Origin of the sequence: Streptomyces sp. NBC_01445, assembly GCF_035918235.1 — a bacterium.
In the GTDB taxonomy this organism is placed as follows: domain Bacteria; phylum Actinomycetota; class Actinomycetes; order Streptomycetales; family Streptomycetaceae; genus Streptomyces.
On the sequence record NZ_CP109485.1, the window covers coordinates 760,465 to 778,340 of the forward strand.

The 17,876-nt window shown below is 70.4% G+C and carries 15 protein-coding genes; 11 read left to right on the forward strand and 4 right to left on the reverse strand.

Going from position 1 to position 17,876, the window contains the following annotated elements; genetic code table 11:
- The first annotated feature begins 313 nt into the window (after window positions 1-313).
- Complete coding sequence (locus tag OG574_RS03755; protein ID WP_326771831.1) at window positions 314-1,726, forward strand: MFS transporter; 1,413 nt, start codon at window positions 314-316, stop codon at window positions 1,724-1,726.
- Between the two features lie 99 nt (window positions 1,727-1,825).
- On the opposite strand, the gene arcC is transcribed toward OG574_RS03755, so the two are convergent.
- Window positions 1,826-2,755, reverse strand: coding sequence for a carbamate kinase (arcC, locus tag OG574_RS03760; protein ID WP_100593515.1), 930 nt, complete (start codon window positions 2,753-2,755; stop codon window positions 1,826-1,828).
- A 113-nt stretch (window positions 2,756-2,868) separates the two neighbouring features.
- On the opposite strand from arcC, the gene OG574_RS03765 reads away from it, so the two are divergent.
- The 4 genes from OG574_RS03765 to OG574_RS03780 are packed head-to-tail and all read left to right on the forward strand — an operon-like array spanning window position 2,869 to window position 8,128.
- Window positions 2,869-3,807 carry an oxamate carbamoyltransferase subunit AllH family protein gene (locus OG574_RS03765; protein ID WP_326771832.1) on the forward strand — a complete coding sequence of 313 codons (939 nt, stop codon included), beginning with the start codon at window positions 2,869-2,871 and terminating at the stop codon, window positions 3,805-3,807.
- Entirely contained in the window at window positions 3,804-5,351 is a 1,548-nt protein-coding gene (gene fdrA / locus OG574_RS03770) for an acyl-CoA synthetase FdrA (protein ID WP_326771833.1), read from the forward strand. The genes OG574_RS03765 and fdrA overlap by 4 nt, the downstream gene beginning before the upstream one ends.
- Window positions 5,348-6,781, forward strand: coding sequence for a DUF1116 domain-containing protein (locus OG574_RS03775; protein ID WP_326771834.1), 1,434 nt, complete (start codon window positions 5,348-5,350; stop codon window positions 6,779-6,781). Before fdrA ends, OG574_RS03775 begins: the two co-directional genes overlap by 4 nt.
- A 30-nt stretch (window positions 6,782-6,811) precedes the next feature.
- On the forward strand, window positions 6,812-8,128 hold the full coding sequence (locus OG574_RS03780) for a cytosine permease (RefSeq protein WP_326771835.1): 1,317 nt from the start codon (window positions 6,812-6,814) through the stop codon (window positions 8,126-8,128).
- A 20-nt stretch (window positions 8,129-8,148) separates the two neighbouring features.
- Here the strand turns inward: OG574_RS03780 and OG574_RS03785 are convergent, their stop codons facing one another.
- Window positions 8,149-8,802, reverse strand: coding sequence for a GntR family transcriptional regulator (locus OG574_RS03785; RefSeq protein WP_326771836.1), 654 nt, complete (start codon window positions 8,800-8,802; stop codon window positions 8,149-8,151).
- Window positions 8,803-8,874: 72 nt separating this feature from the next.
- A complete protein-coding gene (locus tag OG574_RS03790) occupies window positions 8,875-9,567 on the reverse strand; it encodes a FadR/GntR family transcriptional regulator (RefSeq protein ID WP_326771837.1) in 693 nt (230 codons plus the stop codon).
- Window positions 9,568-9,645: 78 nt separating this feature from the next.
- On the opposite strand from OG574_RS03790, the gene OG574_RS03795 reads away from it, so the two are divergent.
- Genes OG574_RS03795 through OG574_RS03820 form a run of 6 tightly spaced genes read left to right on the forward strand, consistent with a single transcriptional unit; the run spans window position 9,646 to window position 16,108 of the window.
- On the forward strand, window positions 9,646-10,872 hold the full coding sequence (locus tag OG574_RS03795) for an amidohydrolase family protein (RefSeq protein ID WP_326771838.1): 1,227 nt from the start codon (window positions 9,646-9,648) through the stop codon (window positions 10,870-10,872).
- A complete protein-coding gene (locus OG574_RS03800) occupies window positions 10,869-12,485 on the forward strand; it encodes an ABC transporter substrate-binding protein (protein ID WP_326771839.1) in 1,617 nt (538 codons plus the stop codon). Before OG574_RS03795 ends, OG574_RS03800 begins: the two co-directional genes overlap by 4 nt.
- Window positions 12,482-13,414: an ABC transporter permease gene (locus OG574_RS03805; RefSeq protein ID WP_326771840.1), complete on the forward strand. Its 933-nt coding sequence runs from the start codon at window positions 12,482-12,484 to the stop codon at window positions 13,412-13,414. Before OG574_RS03800 ends, OG574_RS03805 begins: the two co-directional genes overlap by 4 nt.
- Complete coding sequence (locus tag OG574_RS03810) at window positions 13,411-14,280, forward strand: ABC transporter permease (RefSeq protein ID WP_326771841.1); 870 nt, start codon at window positions 13,411-13,413, stop codon at window positions 14,278-14,280. The genes OG574_RS03805 and OG574_RS03810 overlap by 4 nt, the downstream gene beginning before the upstream one ends.
- The gene (locus OG574_RS03815; protein ID WP_326771842.1) at window positions 14,277-15,320 is read left to right on the forward strand and encodes an ABC transporter ATP-binding protein; all 1,044 of its coding nucleotides are present in this window, start codon (window positions 14,277-14,279) and stop codon (window positions 15,318-15,320) included. Before OG574_RS03810 ends, OG574_RS03815 begins: the two co-directional genes overlap by 4 nt.
- Window positions 15,317-16,108: an ABC transporter ATP-binding protein gene (locus tag OG574_RS03820; protein ID WP_326771843.1), complete on the forward strand. Its 792-nt coding sequence runs from the start codon at window positions 15,317-15,319 to the stop codon at window positions 16,106-16,108. The genes OG574_RS03815 and OG574_RS03820 overlap by 4 nt, the downstream gene beginning before the upstream one ends.
- Window positions 16,109-16,156: 48 nt before the next feature.
- On the opposite strand, the gene OG574_RS03825 is transcribed toward OG574_RS03820, so the two are convergent.
- Complete coding sequence (locus tag OG574_RS03825) at window positions 16,157-17,866, reverse strand: adenine deaminase C-terminal domain-containing protein (protein ID WP_326771844.1); 1,710 nt, start codon at window positions 17,864-17,866, stop codon at window positions 16,157-16,159.
- Window positions 17,867-17,876 lie beyond the last annotated feature (10 nt).

Consider the following 17,876-nt stretch of genomic DNA (forward strand, 5'->3'; position numbering starts at 1 on the left):
ACCGTGCGACGCTCCACCGTGACATCTCTCACGGCGTGAAGATTGCGTGAGCAAATTGTTTCCGGGGGACGCAGGCCTCTCGAACCGCCCGTCGCCACCTCGCACGCCCACGAGCAGGCTTTCTGCATACCAAAACATGAGGCCGCACTGGATCCATGGGCGTGACCTTTACGTTCACCCGTATTTTGGTATACAAAATCTTCATGCCAGCCCCGCCGCCATCACCCAGCACCCAGCACCCAGCACCCAGCAGGAACAGCTCCCGGATCCCCGGCGCTGGTGGGCCCTGTGCGTCCTCGGTCTGGCGCAGCTGATGATCCTGCTGGACAGCACCATCGTGAACGTGGCCCTGCCGTCCATGCAGACGGAGTTGGGCATGGCGGACGGTGACCGCCCGTGGGTCGTCACCTCTTACACGGTCGCGTTCGGCGGGCTGCTCCTGCTCGCGGGCCGCATCGCCGACCATGCGGGGCGCAAGCGCGTCTTCGCCTCGGGTCTGCTCGGTTTCGCGGTCGCCTCGGCGGCGGCGGGAGCCGCTCCCACGGCGCAGGCCCTGTTCGCCGCCCGCGCCGTACAGGGCGCCTTCGCCGCACTTCTGGCGGCCTCGGCCCTCGCCCTGGTGGCCACGACCTTCACCGACCTGCGCGAACGCCGGAAGGCCATCGCCGTCTTCGGTGCTCTCGGCGGGGCCGGCGCCTCCCTCGGCGTCGTCCTGGGCGGGCTGCTCACCCAGTGGTTCGGCTGGCGCTGGTGCCTGCTGGTCAACGTACCCATCGCCCTCGCCGCCCTGCTCGGCACGCTGTGGACACCACGCGATCGCGCCCGGCGCCTCACCGGCCGCATCGATATCGCGGGTGCGGTGCTCGGATGCGGTGGCCTGACGACGGTGGTGTACGGGTGCAGCCAGGCGGAAGCTCAGGGCTGGACGTCTCCCGGCGTAGTCGGCGTGCTGCTCGCCGGGGCCGTGCTGCTGACGGCGTTCGCCTGGTGGCAGACCCGGGCCGCCGCCCCGCTGCTGCCCCCGCGGCTGCTGCGCGACCGTCGCCGAGTCGCCTCACTCCTTGCCGGCGGCGCACTGATGGCGGGCCAGCTGTCCGTCTCGCTGTATCTCACGTACTACCTGCAGACCGTTCTCGACTGGTCCGCGCTGGCCAGCGGCCTGGGCTTCCTGCCCATCAGCCTCGTCACCACCGCGACCGCCACCCAGCTCGGTACCCGCCTGCTGCCCAGGCTCGGACCGCGCGTGATGATGACGGCCGGCCTGTGCATCGCGGCGTGCGGGCTGTTCCAGCTCACGCTCCTGGACCCGGATTCCACGTACGTCGCGAACGTCCTCCCCGCGCTGATCACCTTCAGCATCGGCCAGGGTGGCAGCTTCCTGGCCATCATGACCGGCGCCACCTCCGACGTGCCCGCGCAGGACTCCGGCATCGCCTCGGCGACGGTCAACTCCGCGCAGCAGATGGGCGGTTCCGTCGGATCTGCCGTGTTCAACACAGTGGCCGCGAGTGCGGCAGCGGCCTTCCACGGGAGCCGACGAGCCGCCGCCCTGCACGGCTTCACCTCGGCCATCTGGATCCCCCTCGCCCTGCTTCTCCTGGCAGCGGTCGCGACGGCCACGCTGGCCGGCCACCAATCTACCCGCGTATATGCGCACGCAAATACTTTGCGCCGTAATCCTGAAGACGTCGTAAAAAGGCAGGGGAGCGGAAGTCGCGGCGCTTGACGCGGAGAAATAGAGGGAAATCCCGAAGGTGTGATCCGACTCCCCCAGCGGGCAGCCGGACCACTACCGTCCGTAAATTCCTGAACAGACTTCCTCGGCTCAGGCGAAGACGATCCCCTCCGCGACGTCGGCCCGGATCTCCGTACCCACCCGGCGCTCCAGCAGGTCGTCGATCCGTTCGAGCGGTCCGATGAGCGCGCGTCCGCCGGCCTTCGCGACCCGCACCGCGGCGTCGACCTTCGGCTTCATGGACCCCTCGGCGAAGGTCAGTTCGGAGATCGCTTCCGGGGATGCCGTCAGGATGTCCCGCTGCTCGGGTGTCCCCCAGTTCTCACTGACGTAGTCGCCGTCCGTGAGCATGACCAGCATGTCCGCCTTGAGTTCGGCCGCGAGTGCCGCGCTGGCGAGGTCCTTGTCCACCACGGCCTGCATGCCGGTCTGGCGGCCCTTGCCGTCGATCTTCACGGGCACGCCTCCGCCGCCGACACAGACGACGAGCCGGCCGTTCTCCAGGAGCATCCGCACGAGCGGCGCCTGGACGATGCGCCGGGGGGCGGGGGACGGCACCACGCGCCGGAACGCCGCACCGTCGCGCGCGATCGTCCACCGGTACTCGGCCGCTGCCTCAGCGGCGTCCTGCGCGGAGTACTGGGGGCCGATCAGCTTCGTCGGGCGCTCGAACGCCGGGTCCGCCTCGTCGACCTCGGTGGTCGTGACGACCGCCGCCACCTCGCGCTCCCCGGCGAGAGCGTTGGAGAGCTCCTGCTGGATGACGTAACCGATCATGCCCTGCGTCTCCGCGCCGAGGATGTCCAGCGGATACGCCGCCACGTCCTGGTAGGCGAGGTTCTGCAGAGCGAGCAGACCCACCTGGGGTCCGTTCCCGTGTGTGATGACGAGCTCGTGCTGACGTGCGAGGCCGGCGAGCGCCTCACACGTGGACCTCACGTTCGCCCGCAGATGGTCGGCCGTCATCGGCTCCCCCCGACGGGCCAGCGCGTTGCCTCCGAGAGCCACGACGATGCGCATGGATTCCCTCCACAGACTTGTTCGCTTCCCCATTGTCAAATGGTATACCAGTGAGCGAATGTTGAGGGGACCCCATCACGCCCCATGGGCACGGTGAGGGCGAGGAGGGTGCAGTGACTTCTCTGCGTACAGCCACTGAGCTGCGCGCCATATCCGGCGACGCCGCTCTGATCGCGCACCTGCGCTCACTCCGCGGGCTGGGCGTCGTCGAAGGCGTCTTCCACCGTACGGTCAACGTACTGACGCCTGGTGACAAGCTCATCGCTCTCGCCGCCCGAGGCGGTGGCGACGCTCCACGGACCCTCGTCACCGATGCGGACAGCTGGTCGGACCGGGGCATCGTGGCGAGTCGGACCGTGGAGTTCGCGCCGGGGGTCATCACCCTCCGTGCGGCGCGCGGACGCCTGCGGGTACGTACGGAAGGTGCGGATGAATGGCATCCCATTCTGCCGTCGCTCGCGGCGCTCGGCCCGGGCGAACTCGCGACCGCCGCCTCGGCGCTCGACCAGCTGATCCGCGCACACGGCTCACTCGGCGGCATGCTCGGTCCGACTCCCGCCGCATCGCCGATGGAGGTGGCCGTCACCCGGGCACTCGCCGACGGGCGCGACGTCCTCATACGCGCGATCAGGTCCGGGGACGACGCCGGTATGCGCGGCGGCGTCCTGGCGCTCCTCGGACTCGGCCCGGGACTGACGCCCGCGGGCGACGACTTCCTGACCGCCCTGGCCCTGTTGTCCTCGCTCCACGGCAGCGGGCTCGGCCTCTTCGGGCGGGCGCTTCAGGACGTCCTGCTCGAACACCCCGACCGCACCACGCGGTTGAGCGTCACCACGCTCGACGAGGCCCTGGCGGGACGGGCCCGCGCCTCACTGCTCGACGTCCTGCACGCGCTGGCCCGCCCCGACCGGTGGGGCGAGGTACACGTAACGCAATCCATCCACACCCCGGTCCGACATGTGCTGGCCATCGGCCACACGTCCGGCACCGACATCTTGTCCGGTCTCGTGACCGGGCTTCGCCTGGAGAAAGAACTGCGAGGTTCGCTGTGAGCACCACAGCAGTCGTCAAGAAGAACACCTACTTCGACTCGGTGTCCCTGATGTCCGTCTCGACCCGGGCGAATCAACTGCCCGGCGTGGAGCAGGCGTTCGTCGCCATGGGCACCGAGATGAACAAGGGCGTGCTGAGCAACCTCGGCCTCCTCACGGCGGATCTCCGTGCCGCGGGCACCGGGGATCTCATGATCGTCGTGGAGGCGGGCGAGGAAGCCGATCAGGCAGCGCTGCTGGCGGAGGTCGAGGCACTCCTCGTACAGAAGGCGCCCGGTGCGAGCGGTGCGGACACGCTCACGTACCGGACGGTCGACAGCGCCGCGCGCAGCATCCCCGGGGCGAACCTCGCCATCGTCGCGGTCAACGGCGCGTACGCGGGCCGCGAAGCGCGCAAGGCGCTGGAGAACGGCCTGCACGTGATGGTCTTCAGCGACAACGTCCCGGTCGAGGAAGAGGTCCGCCTCAAGCAACTGGCGCACAGCAAGGGCCTGTTCATGATGGGGCCCGACTGCGGCACCGCGATCATCAACAACGTCACGCTGTGCTTCGGGAACGCCGTGCGGCCCGGCACCGTCGGTGTCGTCGCGGCATCCGGCACCGGCGCACAGGAGGTCAGTGTCCGTATCCACGCGCTGGGCGCCGGCATCTCGCAGCTCATCGGCACGGGCGGCCGCGATCTCAGTGAGCAGGTCGGCGGCATCATGATGATCGACGGGATCCGGGCCCTTGCCGCCGATCCCGGGACCAGCGTGATCGTGCTCGTGTCCAAGCCGCCCGCCCCGGCCGTACAGGACAAGGTGCTGGCCGAGATCGCGGACGCGGGCAAACCCGTCGTCGTCTACTTCGTCGGAGGATCCGAGGAGGCCGTGACCGCGGCCGGCGGACACTTCGCCGCGAGCACCCAGGACGCGGCGCTCCAGGCCGTCCGCCTCGGGTTCGACTCTCATGCTGCCGTCGAGGAACTGGCCGCCAAACAGGTGGACGAGGCGTGCGCCCGGCTCGCACCTGAACAGCGTTACGTGCGTGGCCTGTTCTGTGGCGGGACCCTGTGCGACGAGTCGATGTACGCGCTGCTCGAAGTCAGCGACAACGTATGGAGCAACATCCAGAAGGACCCCGAGCGCCGTCTTGCGGCCGGCAGTCCCAGTGTCGGGCACACCTTCCTCGACTTCGGCGACGACGACTTCACCAACGGCCGCCCGCACCCGATGATCGACCCGTCGCTGCGCCTGGCGCGCCTTGTCCAGGAGGCCGCGGACCCCCAAGTCGCCGTCGTCGTCATGGACTTCGTCCTCGGATTCGGCGCCCACGAGGACCCGGTCGGGGTCACGCTCCCCGCCATCGCGCAGGCCAGGAAGATCGCCTCCGACGCGGGCCGTCACCTGGAGATCGTGGGCTACGTCCTGGGCACCGACCTCGACACCCCGGCCCTCGCCGAGCAGGTCGCGGCCCTGGAGGCCGCCGGAGTCACCGTCACCCGCAGCAGCACCGAGACGGGCCACTTCGCCCGTGAGACCGCCCGGAAGGCACACCGCGCATGAGTACTCAGGCCACCAGCCTCTTCAACAGCGACCTCAGCGTCATCAACGTCGGACTGGCCATGTTCGACCGGGACATCACCGCCCAGGGCGCGCAGGTATCGACCCTCGACTGGACTCCGCCGGGCGGCGGCAGCCCCGAGGTCATCGCGGCTCTCGACGCGCTGGAGGACCCGCGCGTCGCCGAGCGGACCGAGGCGGCCAATACCGAAGCCGTCGACCGCATCATCGGCGCACGTCCCATGCTGGTCGGCTTCGGCCGGGCCATCGACGTGGTGCCCGGGATGACCCCGACGACGATCCTGCACGCCGGCCCCCCGATCACCTGGGACCGGATGGCGGGCGCCATGAGGGGGGCCGTCACCGGCGCCCTCGTGTTCGAGGGCCTGGCGCGCGACCTCGACGAGGCCGCACGGCTCGCGGCCTCCGGCGAGATCACCTTCTCGCCCTGCCACGAGCACGACTGCGTCGGTTCGATGGCCGGTGTCACGTCCGCGTCGATGTACATGCACATCGTCCGCAACGAGACCCACGGCAACACCGCCTTCACCAACCTCTCCGAGCAGATGGCGAAGATCCTCCGCATGGGGGCGAACGACGAGAGCGTCATCGAGCGCCTCGTCTGGATGCGGGACGTCCTCGGCCCCATGCTCAAGGAGGCCATGGAGATCGGCGGCCCCGTCGACCTGCGCCTCCTGCTCTCCCAGGCGCTGCACATGGGCGACGAGTGCCACAACCGCAACATCGCGGGCACCCTGCTCCTCACGCAGGCACTCACTCCCGCCCTGCTGCAGACGAGCTTCACCACCGAGCAGAAGAAGGAAGTCTTCGACTTCATCGCCGGCTCGGACTACTTCTCCGGACCCACGTGGCTCGCCATGGCCAAGGCAGCCATGGACGCCGCTCACGGCATCGAGGGTTCGACGATCGTGACGACGATGGCCCGCAACGGCGTCGAGTTCGGCCTCCGCGTCAGCGGCCTGCCCGGCAACCAGTGGCTCACGGGCCCGGCCCAGCCCGTCGTCGGGCCGATGTTCGCCGGGTTCAAGCCCGAGGACGCCGGTCTGGACATCGGTGACAGCGCGATCAGTGAGACGTACGGGTTCGGCGGTTTCGCGATGGCGACCGCACCCGCCATCGTCGCGCTCGTCGGCGGAACGGTGCAGGAGGCCGTCGCCTTCACCCGGGACATGGGCGAGATCACGACGACTGAGAACCCGAACGTCACCATCCCCGCTCTGGGGTTCCGGGGCATCCCCACCGGCATCGACGTCCGCAAGGTCCTGGCCACAGGGATCCTGCCGGTCATCAACACGGCGATCGCCCACAAGGAAGCGGGCATCGGGATGATCGGCGCCGGCATCACGCACCCGCCCGCCGCTGTCTTCGAGCAGGCCGCCATAGCCCTAGCCCTTTCCAGCACGGTCGCCTGACGGCGCGCCGGCCCACCCACGGAGGCCAGGATGAACAGACGCGATCCCGCCGCGGCGGACACGGCCCACGCGGGCCTCGAGCTGGACCCGGAATACGAGCACACTCCCGTTCCGACGGAGAGCCGCAAGTCCCTTCTCACCGTGTCGGCCGTGTGGTTCGGATTCCCGATGATCCTGACCAACGCCGTCCCCGGCGGAATCGTCGTCGCGCTCATGGGCTTCTGGCGCGGCCTGGCCGCCATCGTCGTCGCGAACCTCGTGATGCTGGTCTACGTCGGTCTGCTCAGTCACCGGGCGGGCAGCACGGGCGAGAGCTTCTCCCTCCAGGCGACCAAGACGTTCGGGAGGGTCGGCTACGTCGTCGCGTCCGGCTTCCTCGCGACGGTCGTCGTCGGGTGGTTCGCCTTCAACACCGGCGCCACGGGTGCCACCCTCCACCAGGCGTTCGGCTGGCACGAACAACTCGTCGCCGCCGTCGCCGGGGTCGCCTTCGTCGCGATCACGTTCCTCGGCATCCGCGCACTGTCCTGGCTGGGCGCGGTAGCCGCCCCGCTGTTCATCCTCGTCGGCCTGATAGCCCTGGTGATCGTCTCCAGGGACCACGACCTCGCGACCGTCCTCGACTACCAGGGCGTCGGCGGGAACAGCGCCCTCACCTTCGGCGCCGCGGTCTCCCTCATCATGGCGACCTTCGCGGACTCCGGAACGATGACGGCCGACTTCACCCGCTGGTCCAGGAACGGCAGACAGGCCGTCATCGCGACGGCCACCGCGTTCCCCGTGGCAAGTCTCGTCGCCCAGGTCACCGGAGGCATCGTCGTCGCGGCCGGCGCCGTCGCCTCGGCCGGCACGGTCGGCGGCAACTTCCTCCCGATCCTCACCGGCGGCCACGGGATCGCCCTCGACGTACTGGCCGCGGTGTTCGTCTTCGTCAACCTCGGCTCCGTCTGCAGCCACTGCCTCTACAACGGCGCCCTCAGCTGGTCACATCTGACTCGTACGAGGATGCGCGTGATGACGCTCGTCCTGGGGGCCGTCGGCACGGTGGCCGCCCTCGCCGGTGTCTGGGACCACTTCCTCGACTGGCTGGTCGTCCTCAGCGTGTTCGTCCCACCGCTCGGCGGTGTGCTGATCGCCGACCAGGTGCTCCTGCGCCGCCGGCTCGACGAGCGCGCCGCGACGGCGGTACGTCCCACCGCGTTCGCCGCGTGGGCCGCCGGAGCAGCGGCCGGAGGGCTCGTGCACTGGTACGCGCCGCAGTTCTCCGACGCGGTCACCGGGCTGCTCGTCGCCCTGATCGCCTATGTCGCACTGGAGGGGATGCCCGTACGAAGCCGGGGTGCGTGATGGCGGACGCAGGTGTGTGTCTACTGCTCCGGGGCGCGCCTGCGGTGTGCGGCGGCTTCGCTGCGGCCGGTCGCCAGGTGCTTGAGGGCCAGTTCCTCGACACGCGGCACGTCCCGGGCCTCGATCGCCTCGTACAGCTCCTCGTGCTCCCTGGCGACGCCGGCGATGTCGTCGTGCTGGCCGAGCAGCCAGCGCATGCGGCTGCTCAGGGTGCGGCCGAGCTCGTTCAGCAGCTCGTTGTCGGCCAGCGCGGTCACCGTCTCGTGGAAGTCGGCCGCGGCCCGCCGCGCCGGTACGGCGTCCCCCTTGGCCGCCGCCGTCAGCTCGGCGTCCAGGTCGGCCCTCAGCCGCGCGAGTCCCGCGCGGGTGCGCCGCTGGGCGGCGAGACGGAACGCCAGCATCTCCAGGGCGGCCTTGACCTCGTCCAGATCCTCGACATCGGAGGCGGTGAACTCACGCACCACGGCCCAGCTCCGCGGGCGCGGCGTGACAAGACCCTCGTTCACCAGGTCCTTGAGGGCGTCACGGACGGGCAGGCGGCTCACCCCCAGCTCGGCCGCCAGTTCCCGCTCCACGAGCTTGCTGCCCGGCGCCCGCACACCGTCGAGAATCTGATCGCGCAGCGTGCGCGTGACCCGATCCGACTCGGGTTCAAAAGTGTCATCCCCTGCCATGATCCCTATTCTCGCACCGCGTCACAGGTCATTCGGCCTTACCCCACCTTCGGCAGAAGACGGAGGCCCGGGTCACGGCCGGCCGGCCGGGTCGTCGGATCCGCGCTCCTGCCGGTCGAGGATGGCCACCGCGATGGCGGCCGCGCCGGCCGCGTTCCCGTCCTTGACGGCCCGGTGCAGGTCCTCGTGCGACGTGTCATCGCCGCTGAGGGTGTGCTGCATGCACTGGTCGGCCTTGACGCTGTCGCGCAGGGCGTCGCTCATCCCCCGGTAGAGGTTCTGCAGTACGGGGTTGTGCGAGGCCTCGGCGATGCGGAGGTGGAAGTCGACGTCGGCGTCCGCGAAGGCGTCCACGTCGGCGTTCCGGCTCGCGTCGGCCCGGTCGTCCAGGGCCTGCTGCATCTGCTGGAGATCGTCCGCCGTGCGCCTCGTCGCGGCGAGCCGGGCGGCGACGATGTCGAGGCCGCGGCGTACGTCGATGATGTCCTGGGCGGCGGCGCGGTCGAGCTGACGGCGCAGCGCGACCTGGGCCTCGTCGGTGGCGGTCACGAAGGTCCCGTTGCCCTGACGGGTCATCAACAGACCCGAGTGCACGAGGACGCGCACGGCCTCGCGCACCGACAGGCGGCTGACGCCCAGTGTCTCGGCGAGCCGGCTCTCGGACGGGATCTTGTCGCCGAGCTGCCAGGCGCCCGTAGCGATCTCCTGTCGCAGCGCGGCGATCACGGTGTCGACGAGGGACGGCGCCCGTTCCACGTTTTTCATCCCCACCCCTTCTCTAGTCATCTGATGACCTGGTAACTCTAGCGGTCGGTTCTTCTCCAACGAAGGAGTTATGCCGTCATGACGCACATCTTGTTCACAGCAATACGTCTGGACGGCGGGCAGCCCCGCGACGTTCTGGTCGCCGACGGGCGTATCGCCGCCATCGCCCCTCCCGCTCTGCCTGAAGAGTACGAAGTCGTCGACGGCGGCGGCGCCTTGGCCCTGCCCTCGCCGGTCGACGCCCACATCCACCCCGACAAGACCACGTGGGGTCAGAGCTGGCTCAGCCGTACGCCCGCGTCGACCCTGCGGGATCTGATCGACGGCGATGTGGCCGCGCGGGCCGGCATGGCGGCGCCGGTCGAGGAGCGCGCCGGTGCGCTCATGGACCGTGCCCTCACCCGCGGCACCCGCGCGATGCGTGCGCATGTCGACGTCGCACCCGTCCACGGGCTCTCCAATGTGCACGGCGTCCGTGCCGCCGCGGCCTCGCGCGCCCACCTGCTCGACGTACAGGTGGTGGCCTTTCCCCAGCTCGGTCTGCTCACCGAGCCGGGGACGGCCGAGCTTCTCGAGAAGGCACTGTCCGAGGGCGCCGACGTGCTCGGCGGCCTGGATCCGGTGGGCGTGGACGGGGACATGCACGGCCAACTCGATGTGCTGTTCGGCCTGTCCGAGAGGGCGGCCGTCCCGCTCGACATTCACCTGCACGACGGTGGTCCGGCCGGCAACGAGCAGGTCACCGAGATCGCCCGCCGTACGGTGGCGCACGGCATGCAGGGACGCGTCACCGTCAGCCACGCCTTCTGCCTCGCCGATCTCGAAGGCGACGAACTCGCGCGGACGGGCGAGATCCTCGCCGGGGCGGGGGTGTCCCTCACGACCTGTGCCCTGGGAGCCGACCCCGTCGTCCCCTTCGGTCCCCTGGGCGGGCATGGGGTGCTGGTCGCGGCGGGCTCCGACGGCGTACGCGACCCCTGGACCCCGTTCGGCGACGGCGACATGATCACTCGGGCCCACCTTCTCGCGTACCGCACCGATGCCCGTACGGACGCCGAACTCGCCGCGTGCTACGCGGTCGTGGCGCACGGGGGCGCCGCGCTCCTGGGCCTTGAGCGGACGGAGCTGCGCGTCGGTGACCCCGCCGACTTCGTGCTGCTTCCCGGCGACTCGGTGGCGCAGGTCGTCGTGGACCGGCCCGTACCGAGCCTGGTCGTGCGGGGCGGACGCGTGATCGCGCGCAAGGGACAGCTGGTCGACGGCCGGCAACAGCGAGACCGTCTCGTCGAAGGGGCCTCCCGATGATGCGCCGCGCTCTCCCCGTGATCGGGCTCGTCCTGACGCTCGCCGCCTGCACCTCCGGAGCTCAACAACCGCAGCAGGGCTCCGCACCGGCGAAGCTCGACCTGAAGACCACCACCCCCGCCGCCACCAAGGGCCTGGGCAAGGTGACGTGGAACCTCCCGTACGAGCCGCAGACCCTGGACCCGATCCGTTCCTTCAACTACGCGGAGAACACCGCCCTCGCCAACATGTGCGAGAGCCTGCTGCGGCTGACCCCGGACTTCAAGATCAAGCCGGGCCTCGCCGTCAAGGCCGCCAACCCGACGCCTACCACCTGGGTCTACACGATCCGCAAGGGCGTGACGTTCTGGAACGGCGATCCGCTGACCGCCGACGACGTCGCGGCGAGCCTGCGACGGCACCTCGACCCGAAGCTCGGCACCTGGTGGGGCGACTACTTCAACACCGTCAAGTCGGTCCGGGCCACCGGCTCCATGCAGGTCACGGTCACCCTCAAGCAGCCCGACGCCCTGTTCAACCAGGCGATGGCCACCGGCGCCGGCGCCGTCGTGCAGAAGAAGTTCCTCGACAAGGCCGGCAAGTCGCTCGGCTCGCCGTCGAGCGGCGTGATGTGCACCGGACCGTTCCAGTTCCATGACTGGAAGTCGGGCGACTCGATGACGCTCAGGCGCTACGACCACTACTGGAACAAGCCCCTCAAGGCCAAGTCCGAGTCCCTGGTCCTGCGGTTCATCGCCGACGAGACGACCGCCGTCAACGCCCTGCGCTCCGGCGAGGTCGACGGCCAGTACTTCTATCTGCCGCCCGCGGGTCTCAGCCAGCTCCAGAAATCGACCACCGGCTCGGTGACCCTCGGCCGCTCCCTCACGTTCTGGGCGCTGCTCGGCTCGGCGAAGTCCGGCCCCTACGCCGACCCGAGGGTGCGCCAGGCCCTGTCGCTCGCGCTGGACCGCGCGGCGATATCCAAGGTCGTCTTCCAGGGAACGGCTTCCCCGCAACGCGCGCTGACGGGCAGCGACTACTGGGGCTACGAGCGCAAGACGTATCAGAAGGCGTACGAAGCCCTCCCACCGGAGACCACCGATCTCGCGAAGGCCAAGGAGCTTCTCGTCCAGGCAGGCTCGCCGACGAAGCCCATCGTGATCGGCGTCCAGGGCAGTTCGGCCGTGCACGAGCAGACCGCCAACCTGCTGAAGGCCACCGGCGAAGCGCTCGGCCTCGACATCGAGATCCGGGTCGTCCCGGTCGAGCAGTACGGCAACCTCTACAGCGACCCCAAGGCGCGCAAGGGCATCGACGCCTTCCTCAGCACCTGGTACGGCAATGTGCCGGATCCGCTGGACATCTACACCGTGTTCCGCAAGGGCGGGCGGACGAACTTCAGCGACTACAAGGCAGTTGACGGCGCCATCGCCAAGGCGCGGGCCGAGGGGGACCCGGCAGCACGGGCGTCGCTCGTCACCGGGATCCAGGAGAAGGTGACCCGCGACGTCGTGTGGATGCCGCTCAACAACCTGCCCGTGATCCTCTACATGAACAAGCGGGTCACCGGCGCCGTGCCGTCCTTCCCCTACCTGTACTACCCGTGGGCCGCAGGGCTGGGGGCCAGATGATCACCTATCTGGCACGGAAGTTGATCGCACTGGCGGTCGTCCTGGTCGTCGCCTCGTTCCTCGTCTACGGACTGCTCTACCTCGTACCGGGCGGGCCGATGGCGTTCCTGCTCGGCAACCGGAGCGGCACGCCCGAACAGATCGCCGCCATCCGGGCCCAGTACCGGCTCGACGACCCCTTTCTGGTCCGCTACGCGGCGTGGCTCGGTGACGCCGTGCGCGGCGACTTCGGCAGCTCCCTGGTGTACCGGCAGCATGTCTCGGGCCTGATGGGTGCCCGCGCGGCGACCACCGCGTTCCTGGTCGGCTACTCCACCGTCCTGATCGTCGTGGTCGGTGTGGCGGGCGGCGTGCTGGCCGGACTGCGCCGGGGCCGCGTGGACGCCGTCATCAGCGCGGTCTCCTCGGCGTTCCTCGCCACGCCGACATTCGTGATCGGTGTGCTCCTCGTGATCGTGTTCGCCCTGGGCCTGGGCTGGTTCCCGGTGTTCGGGCCTGGGGAAGGCCTGTTCGGCCGGCTGTATCACCTGACGCTCCCGGCGATCACCCTCAGCCTCGGCAGCGCCGCCTTCCTCGCCCGCATCACCCGCGCCTCGGTCCGCGAGGAGCTGGGGCGCGAGCATGTGGAGACCGCCCGCAGCCGGGGAATCGCCGAGGCACTGGTCGTCCGCCGGCATGTACTGCGCAACGCGTCGATCCCGGTGATCACCGTCACCGGCCTGACCGTGGCCAGTCTCATCGCCGGCTCGGTCGTGGTGGAGAACGTGTTCGCCCTCGACGGCCTCGGCTCCCTCTTCGTACGGGCGATCCTGCAGCGCGACTTCGCGGTCGTGCAGGCCGTCGTTCTCGTTCTCGTCGCCGCCTTCGTCCTCATCAACCTCGTGGTGGACCTGTGCTACAAAGCCCTCGACCCGCGGATGTCCCGATGACCGCCGTGGCCACCCGCGTGCGCGGGACACTCGGCAGGTTCAGCCCGTCCCGTGCCGTGCGTGCGCTCGGCGTGTCCGGCGTCGCCGCGGCGGCGCTGCTCGCCGTGGTGCTGACGGTCACGCTGCTCGCGCCCGTCCTTGCTCCCTACGACCCCGACCAGCCGGACCTGTTCAACTCGCTGGCCGGGGCCTCGGCCGCGCACCCCCTGGGCGGCGACGCCCTCGGCCGGGACGTGCTGTCACGGCTGATGTGGGGCGCCCGTACGACGTTGAGCGGTCCCGTCCTCATCATCTGCCTGTCCACCGTCGTCGGCACCGCGCTGGCGATCACCGCCGCATGGGCGGGCGGCAAGGTGGACGCGGTCGTCTCGCGCCTGCTGGACGTCCTGTTCGCGGTCCCGGGCATCGTCTTCGCCCTGATCACCGTGGCCGTACTCGGCCCCGGCGTCACCGGCGTCGTCCTGGGCCTTGCCGTCGCCTACACCCCGTACGTGGCACGGGTGGTGCGCAGTGCGGCGCTGCGGGAACGCAACATGCCCTATGTAGCGGCGGCCTGGGTTCAGGGCAGGTCCGCATTCGCCATCTGCGTACGGCATCTGCTGCCCAATCTGCGCCCGATCATCGTCGCCCAGTCGGTGTCCGCCCTGGGCTTCGCGGTCATCGACCTCGCGGCGATCTCCTTCCTGGGGCTCGGCGTGCAGCCGCCCACCGCTGACTGGGGGCTGATGGTCAAGAGCGGACTGGACGGCGCGACGCGCGGACAGCCGCTGGAGGCACTGGGTGCGGGCCTGTTGATCGTGCTCGTGGTCGCCGCGGTGATCGTGCTCGGCGACCGCCTCGGCAAGGAGGAGGGTGACCACCGATGAGTCTCCTGAAGCGTGAGAGGGATCAGCCGGAGAAGAGTCGGGCGGAGACGGGTCTGCCCGGGGGCAGTCTGCTCGATCTGCGTGGACTCGGGCTCGCGGTTCCGGCCGGCCGGGAGTGGCGGCCCCTCGTCGAGGAGGTCGACCTGTCGATCGGCCGGGGCGAGGCCGTGGGGCTGGTCGGCGAGTCCGGCTCGGGCAAGTCCATGACGGCGCGGACGATCCTCGGGCTCACGCCGCCGGGGGCGCGCGTCACCGGTGACATCGTCTTCGACGGGATCCGGGTGACCGGCATGGACCGGCGGGCGCTGCGCGGCCTGCGGGCCCGGCGCATCGCGATGGTCTTCCAGGATCCGCGGGCCCACATCAATCCCGTGCGCAGCATCGGCGACTTCCTCACCGAAGCCATGATCGCCAACCTGGACGTGCCCGCCCCCGAGGCGAAGGCGCGGGCGGTGCGGCTTCTGTCGGACGTCGGTATCGCGGACGGCGAGCGGCGGATGCGCCAGTACCCGCACGAGCTGTCCGGCGGGCTGCTGCAACGCGTCATGATCGCGTCGGTCCTTGCCGTCGAGCCCGATCTGATCCTTGCCGACGAGCCCACCACGGCCCTGGATGTCACCACGCAGTCCGAGGTCATGGCCATCCTCGACGAGCTGCGCCGGGAGCGCGGTACGGCCATGCTGCTGATCACCCATGACCTGGAGCTGGCGGCGGCCACCTGCGACCGGCTCGCCGTCATGTACGCGGGCCGGATCGTGGAAACCCAGGCCGCCGGCGCGCTGACGGCCACGCCCCGTCACCCGTACACCTCCGGTCTGATGCTCTCGCGGCCGAGCATCGATCAAGTCGTCCACCGGCTGCCCGTCATCCCCGGGCGGCCGCTTGCCGCCTTCGAGGCGGAGGACGGGTGCGCGTTCGCCCCGCGGTGCGCGCATGCGCGACCGTTCTGCGGGGACGGGCGGCCGGCCGTGGTGGAACTGGAGGGGGCGCGCGTGGCGTGCACGCGGGCCGGCGAACTCACCTTGCAGGGAGAGTCATGAGCGACTTCGTGATCGAGGCGGCGGGTCTGCGCAAGGAGTTCGGGCAGGCGGTCGCCGTCGACGATGTGTCCTTCACGCTCTCGCGAGGCCAGTCGCTGGCCGTGGTCGGCGAGTCCGGCTCCGGCAAGACGACGGTCGCGCGGATGCTGGTCGGCCTGGAGACGCCGACCGGCGGGTCGATCGGCGTGTGCGGCCGGCCGCGTCGGGGCGGGCGGGTGTCATCGGCGGAACGCCGCAGGCGTGCCCGCGAGATCCAGATCGTGTTCCAGGACCCCTACTCGTCGCTCGACAAGCTCCAGCGGATCGGCGATGTCGTGGAGACCAGCCTCGCCCTGCACTTCCCGCTGACTCCCGCCGAACGGCGCAGGCGGGCGAAGGAGTTGCTCGAAGCGGTCGGACTGGCCGAGCGGCACGCTTCCATGCTCCCCCGCCAGCTCTCCGGCGGGCAGCGGCAGCGCGTCGCCATCGCCCGCGCCATCGCCGTCGAGCCGGAGGTCCTCGTACTGGACGAGGCGGTGGCGGCGCTCGATGTGTCCATCCAGGCGCAGATCCTCAATCTGCTCGCCGACATCCGCGAACGCAGCGGCATCAGTTACGTCTTCATCTCGCACGACCTCGCCGTGGTCCACCAGATCAGCGACATCGCCGTCGTGATGTCCGGCGGCCGGATCGTCGAGCGCGGGGACACCCGCGATCTGCTGCGCGATCCCCAGGAGGAGTACACCCAGGCACTGCGCGCGGCGGTCCCGCGTCCCGGCTGGAAGCCGAGTCGGAGGCAACCCGCCTGAGGCTCGTGAGGGGAGTGGCGGCGGGCGCCGCCACTCCCCCGGCCCCGTTCAGGAACCGACCGTCGCCCCCACCGGCGCGCGCCGCGCGACGTCCACCAGTGACCGGTCAGTGATCTTCAGTGCGGGGGACACGGCGAGCGTCAGAGTGGACACGCTCATGAACGGGTTGAGGTGCTCCCATCCCCACGCCTCCAGGGCGGCTCGCACGGCGCCCGCTTCTTCGGCGACCCGCGCTGCGGGCTCGGCCGACAGCACGCCACCGACCGGGAGCGGCATCCGCGCCGCCACACTCTCTCCGGCGGTCCCGCGGACGACGGCCACGCCGCCACCGTCGGCCACCACGTTCGCCGACGCGGCGGCCATCGCCGCACGGGACGTACCGATCGTCAGCAGGTTGTGACTGTCGTGGGCGTACGTGGTGGCCACCGCGCCCGAGGCCAGGTCCCGACCGAGCAGCGGCGCGAAGACAACTCCGTCGCGCCCGTGGCGATTGCGGACGCGGACCAGCACGGCCCGGCCCTCCCACGCCACTTCGCCGCCGGACACGGGGAGTTCGACCTCGGCGGCCTCGGTATAGGTGTCGCGCGGGTTCACGCGCATGGCCCGGAACCGGTGCGTCCCGTCGGGCAGGTCCACGCGCCAGCGGAACCCTTCGGCCTCCTGCGCCTCAACGTCGACCCGGCTTTCCAGGGCGCCGGCCTCCCCGGACCGTGCCTCGTAGACCGCGGCTCCGTCCCTGCCCACGACCTGGCCGCCGGCCAGCACGACGGCCGGGTCGAACGCGGCGAGTTCGCCGCGCAGGAGGACCAGGTCGGCGCGCTTGCCGGGCGAGACGACGCCCCGGTCGTACAGTCGCAGCCGCTGCGCCGGGGTCCAGGTCAGCGCGCGCAGGACGACGTGCGGCGGGAAGCCCGCCGCCACCGCCACACGGGCAATGTGGTCCAGGTGTCCCTTGGTGACGATGTGGTCGGCGGCGAGGTCGTCGGTCACGAGGCACAGCGGCGGCAGCTGGGGCAGGTCGAGGAGCGCCTTCGCCACGTCCTCGTCGAGGCACTTCTCCTGGAGCATCATCGTCATGCCCAGGCGGGCCTTCTCCAGGACCACTTCGGTGCGGTTCTTGGTGTGGTCGGAGTCCACGCCCGTGGCCAGGTAGGCGCTGAGTTCCGCGCCGCTGAGGTTCGGGCAGTGGCCGTCCAGGATCGTTCCCTGTGCCCGGGCGGCGGCGGTGACCGCTGCCATCCGCGGGTCGCCGGCCACGACCGCCCGGTAGTCCATGACCTCGCCCAGCGCCACCACTCCCGGCCAGCGCAGCATCTCCGCGATGTCGTCGGCGGACAGCGCCGCACCGGCGTGCTCAAGACCTTCCAGCGCGGGCACGCACGAGGGCACGCCCCACAGCTGGGTCTGCGGCGTCCGGTCACCGGCGTCGATCATCCACCGCATGGCGTCCCGGCCCGCGACGTTGACGATCTCGTGCGGGTCGGCGAGGACGGTGGTGGTGCCGCGGGCCAGCGTCACCGCGGCGAACTGCTGCGGCGTGAGGAAGGCGCTCTCGATGTGCATGTGGGCGTCCACGAAACCGGGGACGATCCGCATGCCGGTGGCGTCGATCTCCTCGCGCGCCTCGGCGGGTGTGCCCGGCGGCAGTACGGCGCTGATCGCGCTCCCCCGGACCAGCACGTCCGCGGGGAACTCCTCGCCGGTGAAGGTGGACACCACGCTCCCGCCGAAGATCCGGAGGTCGTGCTGTTCACTCATGTCGTCGTGC